Source organism: Plantibacter sp. Mn2098, from assembly GCF_049319745.1.
In the GTDB taxonomy this organism is placed as follows: Bacteria; Actinomycetota; Actinomycetes; order Actinomycetales; family Microbacteriaceae; genus Plantibacter.
On sequence record NZ_JBMOUH010000003.1, the window covers coordinates 374,278 to 385,592 of the forward strand.

An 11,315-nucleotide genomic window follows, 5' to 3' on the forward strand; every position below is an offset into this window, starting at 1 on the left:
CCAGTTGGACGAAACCGTTGCGAAGTGGTTGGCGGACGTCGCCATCGAACTCGAAGCAGAGCCGGGTGTCGATGAGACCGTCGATGCCGTGGCCCGATACGCGAGATCGGCCCTCGGATGCGACGACGTCGGCATCCTCCTCGTCTCCACCGGGGTGATCGAGACGGCCGCCGCCACGTCCGAGCGCGTGCGCCTCGCGGACGATCTGCAGCGGGAGCTGGGCGAGGGTCCGTGCCTGTCTTCGCTCGAGACGCACGAGAGCTACATCATCGGCGACGTCGCGACCGATGACCGATGGCCGAAGTGGGGTCCGCGTGCCGCTGCGCTCGGATTCGCCAGTGCGCTCAGCGTGCAGCTGTTCACGAAGGATCGCGCGTTCGGATCCGTCAACCTGTTCTCGAACGAACGGGACTTCTTCGACGACGCCGACGAATCGGTCGCGCAGGTGTTCGCCAGGCACGCGTCCGTCGCGCTCGCGGCCGCACGGCAGGAGCAGGGACTGCTGAAGGCGATCGACGGGCGCAAGCTCATCGGGCAGGCCGAGGGCATCCTGATGGAGCGGTTCAACATCGACGCCGACCGGGCGTTCGCCGTCCTCAACCGGTACTCGCAGCATCACAATCTGAAGCTGCGGGTGGTCGCGGAGGGCATCGTGCGGAACGGTCAGCTGCCTGGGACGGTCTCGGGGACGGCTGCGGGGTCCTGACCCGGCCCTGTGCGCCGAAGGCGCGCAAGCGTCCTCGCCAGGATGCGTGAGACGTGCATCTGGCTGATGCCGAGTTCCGCCGCGATCTCGGTCTGCGATCGGTTCAACGCGAAGCGGAGCAGGAGCGCCCTGCGCTCGCGTTCCGGCAGGGCGGAACAGATCTGGTCGAGCCAGATGCCGGCGTCCACGCGGTCGTAGGCGCCGTCCGGCGCACCGATGGTCTCGTGCAGCGGCGTGGGCCCCGATCGGCCGGTCGAGGCATCGACCTTCCCGCGATGCTCCAGGTCGAGGGAGAGCGGATGGAACGCGCTCGAACTGGCGACGGCTTCCGTGACCTCGTGGTGGCTGCGTTCGAGTGCGGCGGCGAGGTCCCAGGTATCGGGGTGACGTCCCAACTGCTGGGTGAGGGCCGGGATCGTCGCGATGATGGCCGAGTGGAGCTCCTGCACCGCTCGTGGCGGACGGACGAACCATCCGTGGTCGCGCAGGTGGTGTTTGATCGCACCGGTGATCGTCGGCGAAGCGAAGGAGACGAAGTCGTGGCCGAGGGACGCGTCGAAGCGTCGCGCCGCCGTCACCAGACCGAGATACGCGACCTGGCGGATGTCGAGCCAGTCCGGCGCCGCTCCGCTGAACCGGTGCGCGATCGCCTCTGCGAGTCCCAGGTGGTCAAGGATGAGGCGGTGCTCGGCGTCCTTGGATGCGGATGCGGATGCGGATGCGGATGCGGAAGCCGAGGCTGGTTCGGCCGGCGCGGTGATCGTCGGTGCGGTGAGTGCGGGCATGCTGAAACCTCGTCCTGAACAGGATGAGGTGGCACACTGCTTGACCACCGATGACGTCTCTCAGGGTTCCAGTCGGACGGCGAATGCACAAGTCGGAATCGGGCGGCACGGGGTGTTTTCGCTGAGGGCGTGACGGCGGTCGGGGCCGATCGTGGCCAGCGTGGACCGTACGCAAGGGGTTCAGTCCAGGGTGCCATCCGGATACGCTCCGTGCATGGACAGCCAGAATCCCGCGCGCCGACAAGCATCTGCGACGTCGGCGGAGCGCGATGTCGCACCCGGCGACGGTCGAGACGAGACCGGCAATGAGCGACTCGATCGCAACTGGAACGAAATCCTCCAGGAACTGCGCGTCACGCAGACGGGGACGCAGATCCTCACCGGCTTCCTGCTTGCGCTCGCGTTCCAGCCTGCATTCGCGTCGCTCGACACCGTCCAGGTCAGCGTGTACCTGACGCTCGTGTTGCTGGCTGTGCTCAGCACCGTTCTCGGCCTTGCACCCGTGAGCCTGCATCGGTTGCTGTTCAGGCGTCGGCTGAAGCAGCGTGTGGTCCGGTTCGGGAGCATCGTCCTTCGGCTCACGCTGACGGTCATCTCGGTGCTGCTCATCGGGGTGGTGTACTTCGTCTTCGACGTCGTGGCCGGCCGGATCGCCGCATTCGTCGCCGGGGGAGCGCTCGCCGTTGTGGTGGTCGCATTGTGGCTCGTCATCCCACTCGTGATGCGCAGGGCGTCCGAACCGGACCGGTTCGGGTGAGTGCGCGGGTGTGCAATCGCCCGCGCGACGCGAATCCCACGGTTGACGGGGCAAAGTCAACCCCATGGGGTCCAGGGCCCCGTCGCCCTACGGTGGAATCAGTTCTGCGAAAGGAGCTGTTATGAACATCCTTCTTCTCATCGTCATCGTTGTGGCGATCGTCCTGGCCGTCACCGGTGGTTTCGTCCAATCCCTGAACTTCCTGATCTGGGTCGGGCTGGTGTTGGCGGTCATCGCGATCATCGCCTTCCTGATCCGAACGATCACGGGGCGCAAGAGCGTCTGACGCGTTCCTGCAGTGTGCAGAGCGTTGCACACTGCGCTGCACGAGACGGCCGAGGCGATATTGATTCGCCTCGGCCGTCGCCGTGCCCGGCCGAGCGTCAGTGGTCGCGGAGCAGCGTGATGAGTTCGCCCTTCCGTTTGCCCGAGTACCCGGACAGCCCCAGCTCTCTGGCACGGGCGCGCAGCTCGGCAACGGTCCAATCCTCGTACGAGCCGGATTCACCTCCCGCACGGCCGATCGCAGACCGCCCCCGTTTCGCGGCGGCGTTCGAGATCCGCGCGGCCTTCTCCTTGGACGCACCGCCTTCGCGGATCTTCTCGTAGAGCTCCGGATCCTTCAGATGCGAGTTCTTCCCTGCCGGCATCGTCATCCCTCCCATGGTCTCTGGTGCTCCGCCGCCGCGATCCCTGGGCGGGACGCGCGCGACGGTCGTCTTCTGCACGTCACGGTAGGTCGACGGGCGACACGGCTCAAGGGATTGCTCCACGCGTGAGCCGGTGTTACCGGCATGATGGTGCCATGGGTTATCTGATTTACGGGGCCGGCGCCGAGTATGAAATCGAAGATCGCGCACTCGCGCACCTCAAGGTCGTCATCGGTTCGAAACTGCGACGTCAGGAGAGTTTCTTCTTGAACTGGGCGAATGAACCCGACCAGGGGTCCGGCCGGCTCTCGCTGTGGCTCTCGCCCAGCATCCCCTTGCAGTTCCGATTCTTCGGGAGCCGTGCGCCGGAGCTCAACCGGGCATGGCTCGAGGTGCTCTCGGACACCGCGCACACGCCGAATGGGCTGCAGATCGTGCCGGAGTCCGAGGTCGACGCCTACCTCGCCGAGATCGAGACGCGACGCGAGGCCGGTGTCGGGTCCGTCGTCTCCGACTAGCGCTCCGACGCTCAGGCGGGCGTTCAGACGCGTGCTCAGGCGAGTGCTCAGACGCGTGCTCAGGCGAGCATGACCCGGAGCGCGGTCTCCGGCGAGCCGCGGCCGCCGAGGTCGATCGTCTCACCGCTCGCGTAGCGGTCCACGACGCGAGGGTCGACGTAGCTCTGCTTGGCGATCGCCGGGGTGTTCCCGAGGATCGCCGCCGCGTCCCGCATCGCCTGTGCGAGCGCTTTGGTGCGCTGGGCGGCCCGGGGTTCCGGGCCGTGCTGCGCAAGGCTCACCGCTGCGGCGACCGTGCCGTGCAGGGTGCGGAAGTCCTTCGCGGTGAAGGCGCCGCCTGTGCGTTCGCGGACGTACTCGTTGATCTGGCCCGCATTGACTGGGTGCCACGTCCCGTCGTCGTTCCAGGCGAGCAGCCGAGCCTGTCCGCCGCGCCGTTTGAGGGAGCGGACCACACCGGCGAGATCCGGATCCACGATGTCGGACTCCCACGGCTGGCCGCTCTTCGCCGGGAACGCCAGGGCGACGGTGTCGCCGTGGACGTGTGCATGCGAGCACAGGAGCGTGGAGAGGCCGTGGCTGCCGTTCGACTCGGCGTACTGCTCGCTGCCGACGCGCAGCGAACCCGTGTCGAGCATCCGGAATGCGGCGGCGAGGGCACGTTCGAGGGTCGGTTCCGTGGAACGGAGGTCGCGCGTGACCCTGCCGCGGGCGGCCGGCAGCGACTCTGCCAGTGCGAGGGCGCGATCGAACTTGCTGCGGTCCTGCCGTTCGCGCCAGGACGGGTGGTACAGGTACTGCCGGCGTCCGGCGGCGTCGATCCCCGTCGCCTGGATGTGGCCGTTGTCGTGCGGGGTGATCCACACCTCGTTCCAGGCGGGTGGGATGACGAGGGCGTCGATGCGTGCGCGGACGGCGCGGTCGTTCAGCAGGCTGCCGTTCGGGAGCCGATAGCTGAATCCACGACCCGAGCGGACCCTGCGGATGCCCGCGGCACTCGGATCGCTGCGTCTCAGTCGCACGACGGCACCGTCATGGGCGTTGGGCCGTGGTCACGTGCGCGAGGAACTGGTCGTGCAGGCGTCCGTTGGTCGCGAGGACGCTGCGCGTCGCGATGGTGTCGTCACCGTCGATGTCGGTGAGCCGACCACCGGCCTCCTGCACGATGGGGACGTGCGCGCCGAGGTCGTACTCCTTGACGTCGAATTCCGCCACGGCGTCGATGGAGCCCTCTGCGAGCAGCATGTAGGACCACATGTCACCGTACGCCCGATCGCGCCACACGGCGCGGCTGAGGGCCAGCAGCTGGTCCAAACGGCCTGCGTCCTCCCACTGTTCGATGCTCTGGAAGCTGAACGAGGCATCGGCGATGTCCGACACCTGGGACACAGCGAGTCGTCGAGGTGTTGATTCGTCGCCGCGGAGGCCCCACGCCCCTGCGCCGGTGGCGGCCCACCAGCGCGCCCGCATGGCTGGGGCGCTCACAACGCCGACGACTGGTTTGCCGTCGATGGCGAGGCTGATGAGGGACGCCCAGTTGGGGACGCCGCGGAGGAAGTTCGCGGTGCCGTCGATCGGATCGATGATCCACTGGCGCGTCGTCGATCCGGCGGTCCCGAACTCTTCGCCGAGGATGCCGTCTTCCGGTCGTTCCGCCGCCAGGATCTCCCGGATGCCCTGTTCGACCGCGAGGTCCGCGTCGGTCACGAAGCTGCGGTCCGGCTTGGTGGAGACCTGCAGGTCGAGGGAGTCGTAGCGGGCCATCGCGATGGCGTCCGCCGTGTCCGCGAGGCGCAGCGCGAGCGCGAGATCGGCGGTGAGATCGGGGGCCTGGGGAGCGGAGGAGTCGGTCACGGGATCAGCCTAATCCGGTCGGTCGCGACACGCCGGTGGCGCTCGATTCGCACTCGTCCCAAATCGCTGATAGAGTCTCATCTCGGTTCGGAACACAGAAAAAGTTCTCCGAAGCACGCACCTCTAGCTCAATTGGCAGAGCAACTGACTCTTAATCAGTGGGTTCCGGGTTCAAGTCCCGGGGGGTGCACAGCCAAGGCCCGAGATCATTGCGATCTCGGGCCTTTTTCGTTTAACCAGTGTCCGTCAAGATGGCCGATCCATCGTCTACTCATTACTTTCGAACATGGTCTCGATGACTTCAGCGAAGTTCGCCACGAGTGCTTGGCGTTCATGGTAGTACTCCGTCGTAATGTCTTCCGAACCGTGACCCAACTGCGTCTGTGCCGCTTTCAACCCAACCTCGCGATCGAGATGAGTCGCCACGGCCTTGCGGAAGTCTCGAGGCGTTTTGCCGACGTAGACGGATTCCTCGATGGCCTGGCACCATTGTCGCCGCGAGTTGGCGGGCCATCGGTATGTGCCAGTGCTTGACGGGAGAATCATTTTCGTAGTGAGCGCTGACCCGCCGCACCGTGAGGGCATTCAGAACGGTGGCAGGGAGCGCAAGGCCACGGTGACCCGCATCGGATTTCGGGTGGTCCTGCCGGAAGAGTTTCCCCGTGTCCGAGTCGGTCACTAGAGTCCCCGTCACATGCAGAACGCCGGCGTCGAGGGCGGTCGAGAACACGGCCGACGCCGACAAACCAGTGAGCACTGCCGCCGCCGCCCTGGCACAGAAGCTCTCCCTCGGCACAGCAACCGTCACTCCGACGACCGAGCCGATGCTGACCCGCTACAACAACGGGTCACAGGCGACGATGCATCTCACGGTCATGAACGGTTTCTCCGGGCCATACCAGCTCGGCAACGACGTCGGCGCGACGGTCGGGATGCTCATCGCGAACTGGGCGAAGGGTGTCGGGCTCGTCCTGAACAACATGGCGACGGTCGACGCCGCCGGCGGCTACGCGCTGCAGGTGTCGAACTCGTCCGACACCGCTCCTGGCGCGCTGTTCGAGGTCGTCACGGCGACCGCTGGCCCTCACGGTTCTCGTCGAACACGGCAGCGTCGATCTCCACCCGGCGCCTGTCGCAGTGGGTGGGGCAGCCCGGCGGCACGTACACCGTGTTCGGTGAGGTGTGGGGTGATGGCATGTTCAACTGGCAAACCGCAGCCCGCTTCCGCGGCAACATCGGATTCTTCAACACGGCGCCGATCGCGAAACCCACCGTCACTGGATCCCGCAGCGGAAACGCTGCACTCGACAGCGCCCTGATTGCCCTGGCTGCACTGGGCCTGTTCACGAACAGCACCATCGCATAGGAGCCAGCATGACCGAACCGAACTGTCGCCTCCGCGTGCAGGGCATCATCGTCCAACCCGTCCTCGTGTGGGACGACGGCGAGGAGCCCGGCCCCGACATCCAGCCGTGCTCACTGGCACTGTCACAGGCCGCCTCGTTCGTGCTCGCGCTTCCTGGCGAAGTCGCAGCGCTCGAACAGCAGCTCGCGACATGACCTTGGCCCCTCCTGGTTTCACCCTTCACTGGGTGGGACCAGGAAGGGGTGTTTCGGAATTGGTGGCTTCCCGCCCGGGCGTGTCTGGCATACTCGCTGTATGAGCGACTACGTTTCCCCTCCCCAGATCGAGCTTCAGGCTCAGTGGATCGGCGACCCTGCTGCTGTACCTGCGCCAGTAAATCAGTTCATTGTTCAGTCAGGACCATCGATCGATGGAACCGATGCGCCGGACACGTTCTTCATCACTTTCGGACACATGGTCCCGCCATTCGTTCCACCAGGAATCAGCGTCGAGGACGCGAATCGCTTCGCAACCGAGAACGTTGCTCTCGTCGCCCCGGTAGGCAAATTCACGCTCACCACTCCCAGAATGCGCGAGCTCTACGATGTGCTCGGTCGGGTAATTGCTTTCGCGGATGAGCACCCCAATGAGTAGAGCATTCGCAGGTGTTGGGATTGGGACGGCGGCGATCGTTGCCTTCGTGCCTGCTGCTGGATACGCCCGCCAGGTCGATGTTGACACTGCCGTACATGGAGCACCACCTAGGGGTTTCAACGCAGACGGTGAGTTCGGGACGGAGAGCAAAATGCGCATCACGCTCGGTTCCGGTGCGGCGACCCAGGTCAGCTCGGCGAACTCTGACCAGTGGTACTACTGGACTGACGCTTGGCAACAGAACGAGAAGAAGGCGTTGAAGGAACTGAACGACGGCGCGTACGTTGAGTTCGATAACATCAACGACGCGCTTGCCTGGCTCAACGATCCGGAATGACGCTTAGGTATCGGTTCTCGCCGAACTTCAAACGAGTTCTCCGCAAGAAGGAACAGGCTATGCAGGAAGCCGTCCTGGAGTGCGTCACGCGCCTATCGGAGAACCCGAAACACCCCAGCCTAAGCACCCACAAGATGCAGGGCATAACTGGTGTCTACGAGGCATATGTGGACAAGGGGAATCGGGTCACGTTTCACTATGAAGAGAACGTGATGGTGTTCCGCAACAACTGCAACCATGACATCCTGCGACGTCCCTAAGCACCACGTCACGCGAACGGCGCCGTCAGCCCCACGCTGGTTGAGGAGTACGATCACTCCCAACCCGAGATCAGCCCCTTCCTCGTCTTTCCGGAGACGCGGAAGGGGCTGTTTTGTCGCACGACAGGTACCCGCTGAACTCGAGGATGGAGTCACGTTGACGGCGCAGCGCTTCACCGATGGTTTCGGCGCCGGCGATCGCTTCGGCTTCGGTTTCGTAGTAGCCGATGAGTGTGCGTTCGACGGAGTGCAGCGCCCACCGGACCCTGTACTTCTCGATGGTCTCGTGCGTGTCCGGAGTAGTGACGAATCCGCGGTGGATGAGACCGACGGGGTCGAGCGTGGGGCTGACGACGAGCCAGTCGTCGACGCCGTATCGGATGTATCGGTGGTGGGCCATGGCGGGTTCCTTGCTGCGCCTGGCCGCGCGACAGCATCCTACGACGACACCCCTGACATTCAAGCGAACTTGAATCCACGGGTCCTCGATTCAAGAAACCGGCCCGAAACTTGAATGCGAGCGTCGTGCAGGCTGGACCGTGAAACTTTTGGCTCGTTTTCGGCAACACGGGGTCACCACGCATCACCAGCCACCGATGTTGTTTGTGCGTGCGAGCCGAAGAGTGCGGCCCAACAGATACGCACGGTGACGCTGTCTCTTAGCGTGTCAGGTCGCTCTTCTGATGGCCGAAAGTAAGCTGCACCTGTTCTGGCGACATGTTGTCGCCCACCGCGAACTCGCCCTGCTTCACCATCGCGAGGAGTGGCGCCGGCAGTCCCAAACGGTGCGCCGAGTAGAAGATCGAGGACCGCAGGAACGGATAGACGGCCATGAAAGCCACCCGGGATGCGAACTCCGCAGTGAGTGATTCAGACAGCAGCACGGCTTCGTCGGCTTCGTACGCTGCCTCAATGTCGGCAACGAATTCTGCGTTCTGGTCCGCGAAGATCATGCGGAACCTGAATCGCAGTATGGGGCCATCGACTTGCGTGGCAAGTGAGTTGTCGGTGAGCGGAAATTCAGTCTCAGCAGACTCCTCTTCGGTCCACACGATGCGCCTGGCGCGTTCCTCATGAACTACGACGTCCGCAAGGCCGACCATATCCAAGAGCTCGTGGATATCGTCGAGCTCTCGAGGGGATGGAGCCTCAGCCGGCGAGGGCAAAGTCGGTCCTCTTCGGCGCAACATAGGTGCGCTGTGGCTCAACGTCACCGGAAAGCACGAACGTGGGGCTCACTCCGCGCCAGATTTTCTGGTCTGTCACTGGAGACACTTGGTGCTCAACCACCGCCTCGACAGCATGCGCGTACCGACGAAGGGTAGAGAGTTTCGGATCGCTGTCGTACCGTTCGATCTTCGAGATCGCCTGCTGGGATACACCCATACGCTCGGCGACGTCCTCCTGCGAGAGGCCCGCAGCGCGACGCGCTGACACGAGGTCCCGAAGGTACTTGAAGTCGTTTCTGGCTAGCACCCGCGAACGCTGGTGGCTGATGGAGGAGCGGGCCGCGTCAAGAATCTGCGTTAGGAAGGCCATGTGTGCATAGTACCGTCACAACCTGCGAGTTGTGCAACTAAATGACTCCCCAGTTGGTCTCAGCAGACTGGAGGTACTTTCTCGTGGCGTGAGCTATCTCAACGCCCTGCAACGCGGTCGTGGACTTGATGTGCATGTGAAGGGCCACGAGGAAGGTCGGCAGCTGACTTGGTTCGCCATGGTAGAACCGAAGCTTCTTGTTGAGCTGGGTCGATCGAAGCTCGTACACCTCGGGATTGGGATGGGCGGGCTTGATGGGCGTCTTCTCGTCACCTGAATCTTCGAGACGCCCGCTCGCCGCCTCGTCCATCAAGCCCGCGATCTGACCTGTCACGAAGTCGCGTGCGAATGGCTTTAGCTCGCTCAACCAGTCGGTGAACTCGACGACCGATGCATGGGCTGGATCGACCAGATCGTGCCACACAAGAGGTGGAGACGTCTCGGAGCAGCATCGTGAGTCGCTACCCGTCCTGGCCTTTTTCGCCATGCAAGCATGTTACAGGCGTGGTGCGATCTGATAAGCCGGTCACACGCCTTGCTCGATGGGTGGGCGGCCTTGCTCGACGTCCTAGGGCCGTGGTGTCAGGGATCTGCCATCCGACGGGCTGTGACGTCCGCGACGGCGGACGCGTCGACGGCGACCTCGTCGGAACCGGCACGTTCCGCCCCACCGAGACGCGCACGATCGAAGCAGACGGTACCGACTACGCGGCCGCAAGCACTGCTCTGATCGTGCCTGACGGGTGGGTTGTGCTCTCGAAACGAGTCGTGAGCTAAGCAGAACTACTTCTCGTCGAGAGCTTTCAGGGCCGGGTCTAGTTGAAGCGTGAGAAGCGCATCCAGACCAGCGTCAGGGTGATACGTCCACGTCACATCAATCGAGCCATAAGGGCGGTCCCAGGAGTCTAACTGACGGCCATCAAGCGCCCTCGTCTCACCCATTAGCGTCGTTACGCGAGATGGAGCCCCCAACGCGGTAAGGACACACTGAGTCCGCTCAAACGGCAGACCGTCGAAGTCCTTCTTACCCTTGCCCTCCAGCGCGAGGGTCTCCCCGCCGTCGCTGACCGGTGCTGTCCCGCTGATGTTGCACGCTGAGGTCGCGTCCTCGAACGCGGACAGGCCAGCGTCCCGGAGCGCGACCTTCTCCTCATATTGCTGATTCGCCGTCACCTGCGATGCAATCAATGTCCAGACGATCGCAACAATCCCAATGAGCACGACTGCGCTGAGAATGATGACGGTCAGGAGGAGTGGACGGTTTGACTTGGTCGGCTGCGGTGCCGCACTGGCCGGCGTGGTGATGACGTTCGGGTCGCTCATGGTCGAATCTTACTGGGCGGCCGACTAGTCCACGATCCTCAAATCGGGGGTGATTCCACCATCACACCCAAAAGCGCGCCCGCTGGCGACTAAGCAGTCGGGGCATAGCCACTCTCCGGTGGGCTTGCTCGGGTCGGCTCGCTCGAACATTGGGAAGATCATTGCCCCGCAGAACGGGCAAGGGAATTCATGCTGATTTGTCATGCGGCTACAGTAGGGATGCCCCCCGACATCCATCTTTTACTCTGCATAATCACGAGAACGCGACCGATCTCGAATGGCACCCACCAGTAGTCATCGGTGGCGACTTCCCGGCGCTCGCCTAGAGGTTCGGCAACGATTATCGGCATCCGGCAACAACCATCAACGGGACTTTCTATCAGTGGGTTCCGGGTTCAAGTCCCGGGGGTGCACCATCCAGCCCGGTCAGATCGAAAGATCCGACCGGGCTGTTGTGTTACGTCGGCTGCTCATCTCCGAGTGGGCGCGCGGGGGAGGGGGGGGTGGGGGGGGGGGGTGACAAGGAAACAAGCCCAAACAACAAAAAAAACGCGCCACCACAAGGGAAGAGACGCAAAAAAAAGGGG

General features: G+C 63.9%; 18 protein-coding genes and 1 tRNA gene. 10 read left to right on the plus strand and 9 right to left on the minus strand.

Annotated elements, in window-relative coordinates; genetic code table 11:
• Positions 1-4 precede the first annotated feature (4 nt).
• Positions 5-706 carry a GAF and ANTAR domain-containing protein gene (locus ACL9RL_RS07275; protein WP_422779543.1) on the plus strand — a complete coding sequence of 234 codons (702 nt, stop codon included), beginning with the start codon at positions 5-7 and terminating at the stop codon, positions 704-706.
• On the opposite strand, the gene ACL9RL_RS07280 is transcribed toward ACL9RL_RS07275, so the two are convergent.
• Positions 664-1,491 (minus strand): sigma-70 family RNA polymerase sigma factor, encoded by an 828-nt coding sequence (locus tag ACL9RL_RS07280; protein WP_422779544.1) that lies wholly within the window; start codon positions 1,489-1,491, stop codon positions 664-666. The two genes, ACL9RL_RS07275 and ACL9RL_RS07280, sit on opposite strands and share 43 nt — an antisense overlap.
• A gap of 214 nt (positions 1,492-1,705) precedes the next feature.
• Between ACL9RL_RS07280 and ACL9RL_RS07285 the strand changes: the two genes are divergently transcribed.
• On the plus strand, positions 1,706-2,248 hold the full coding sequence (locus tag ACL9RL_RS07285) for a DUF6328 family protein (RefSeq protein ID WP_422779545.1): 543 nt from the start codon (positions 1,706-1,708) through the stop codon (positions 2,246-2,248).
• A 121-nt stretch (positions 2,249-2,369) separates the two neighbouring features.
• Positions 2,370-2,534, plus strand: a complete 165-nt coding sequence (locus tag ACL9RL_RS07290) for a hypothetical protein (RefSeq protein ID WP_422779546.1) — start codon at positions 2,370-2,372, stop codon at positions 2,532-2,534.
• A 97-nt stretch (positions 2,535-2,631) separates the two neighbouring features.
• Here ACL9RL_RS07290 and ACL9RL_RS07295 read toward each other — a convergent pair whose 3' ends face one another.
• A complete protein-coding gene (locus ACL9RL_RS07295; RefSeq protein WP_422779583.1) occupies positions 2,632-2,898 on the minus strand; it encodes a DUF7218 family protein in 267 nt (88 codons plus the stop codon).
• Between the two features lie 155 nt (positions 2,899-3,053).
• Between ACL9RL_RS07295 and ACL9RL_RS07300 the strand changes: the two genes are divergently transcribed.
• Positions 3,054-3,416, plus strand: coding sequence for a hypothetical protein (locus tag ACL9RL_RS07300; RefSeq protein ID WP_422779547.1), 363 nt, complete (start codon positions 3,054-3,056; stop codon positions 3,414-3,416).
• A gap of 59 nt (positions 3,417-3,475) precedes the next feature.
• On the opposite strand, the gene ACL9RL_RS07305 is transcribed toward ACL9RL_RS07300, so the two are convergent.
• Together ACL9RL_RS07305 and ACL9RL_RS07310 are read right to left on the minus strand one after the other, a co-directional pair.
• Complete coding sequence (locus tag ACL9RL_RS07305) at positions 3,476-4,438, minus strand: DNA topoisomerase IB (RefSeq protein WP_422779548.1); 963 nt, start codon at positions 4,436-4,438, stop codon at positions 3,476-3,478.
• A gap of 10 nt (positions 4,439-4,448) precedes the next feature.
• Positions 4,449-5,270, minus strand: coding sequence for an inositol monophosphatase family protein (locus ACL9RL_RS07310; protein ID WP_422779549.1), 822 nt, complete (start codon positions 5,268-5,270; stop codon positions 4,449-4,451).
• A 117-nt stretch (positions 5,271-5,387) separates the two neighbouring features.
• Here ACL9RL_RS07310 and ACL9RL_RS07315 point away from each other — a divergent pair.
• From ACL9RL_RS07315 to ACL9RL_RS07335, 5 genes are all read left to right on the plus strand, one after another.
• A tRNA-Lys gene (locus ACL9RL_RS07315) sits at positions 5,388-5,460 on the plus strand.
• A gap of 1,005 nt (positions 5,461-6,465) precedes the next feature.
• Complete coding sequence (locus ACL9RL_RS07320; protein WP_422779550.1) at positions 6,466-6,636, plus strand: hypothetical protein; 171 nt, start codon at positions 6,466-6,468, stop codon at positions 6,634-6,636.
• A gap of 8 nt (positions 6,637-6,644) precedes the next feature.
• Positions 6,645-6,830 carry a hypothetical protein gene (locus ACL9RL_RS07325; RefSeq protein ID WP_422779551.1) on the plus strand — a complete coding sequence of 62 codons (186 nt, stop codon included), beginning with the start codon at positions 6,645-6,647 and terminating at the stop codon, positions 6,828-6,830.
• Between the two features lie 100 nt (positions 6,831-6,930).
• Positions 6,931-7,269 (plus strand): hypothetical protein, encoded by a 339-nt coding sequence (locus ACL9RL_RS07330; RefSeq protein ID WP_422779552.1) that lies wholly within the window; start codon positions 6,931-6,933, stop codon positions 7,267-7,269.
• A 151-nt stretch (positions 7,270-7,420) separates the two neighbouring features.
• Entirely contained in the window at positions 7,421-7,606 is a 186-nt protein-coding gene (locus tag ACL9RL_RS07335) for a hypothetical protein (RefSeq protein WP_422779553.1), read from the plus strand.
• Positions 7,607-7,936: 330 nt separating this feature from the next.
• Here ACL9RL_RS07335 and ACL9RL_RS07340 read toward each other — a convergent pair whose 3' ends face one another.
• From ACL9RL_RS07340 to ACL9RL_RS07355, 4 genes are all read right to left on the minus strand, one after another.
• Positions 7,937-8,266 (minus strand): hypothetical protein, encoded by a 330-nt coding sequence (locus ACL9RL_RS07340; RefSeq protein ID WP_422779554.1) that lies wholly within the window; start codon positions 8,264-8,266, stop codon positions 7,937-7,939.
• Positions 8,267-8,525: 259 nt separating this feature from the next.
• A complete protein-coding gene (locus ACL9RL_RS07345) occupies positions 8,526-8,975 on the minus strand; it encodes a hypothetical protein (RefSeq protein WP_422779555.1) in 450 nt (149 codons plus the stop codon).
• Positions 8,976-9,015: 40 nt separating this feature from the next.
• Positions 9,016-9,405: a helix-turn-helix domain-containing protein gene (locus ACL9RL_RS07350; RefSeq protein ID WP_422779556.1), complete on the minus strand. Its 390-nt coding sequence runs from the start codon at positions 9,403-9,405 to the stop codon at positions 9,016-9,018.
• A 37-nt stretch (positions 9,406-9,442) separates the two neighbouring features.
• The gene (locus ACL9RL_RS07355; protein ID WP_422779557.1) at positions 9,443-9,892 is read right to left on the minus strand and encodes a hypothetical protein; all 450 of its coding nucleotides are present in this window, start codon (positions 9,890-9,892) and stop codon (positions 9,443-9,445) included.
• A gap of 92 nt (positions 9,893-9,984) precedes the next feature.
• Here ACL9RL_RS07355 and ACL9RL_RS07360 point away from each other — a divergent pair, with 92 nt between their 5' ends.
• A complete protein-coding gene (locus tag ACL9RL_RS07360; protein WP_422779558.1) occupies positions 9,985-10,182 on the plus strand; it encodes a hypothetical protein in 198 nt (65 codons plus the stop codon).
• A gap of 6 nt (positions 10,183-10,188) precedes the next feature.
• Here the strand turns inward: ACL9RL_RS07360 and ACL9RL_RS07365 are convergent, their stop codons facing one another.
• Positions 10,189-10,728, minus strand: a complete 540-nt coding sequence (locus tag ACL9RL_RS07365; RefSeq protein WP_422779559.1) for a hypothetical protein — start codon at positions 10,726-10,728, stop codon at positions 10,189-10,191.
• Positions 10,729-11,315 lie beyond the last annotated feature (587 nt).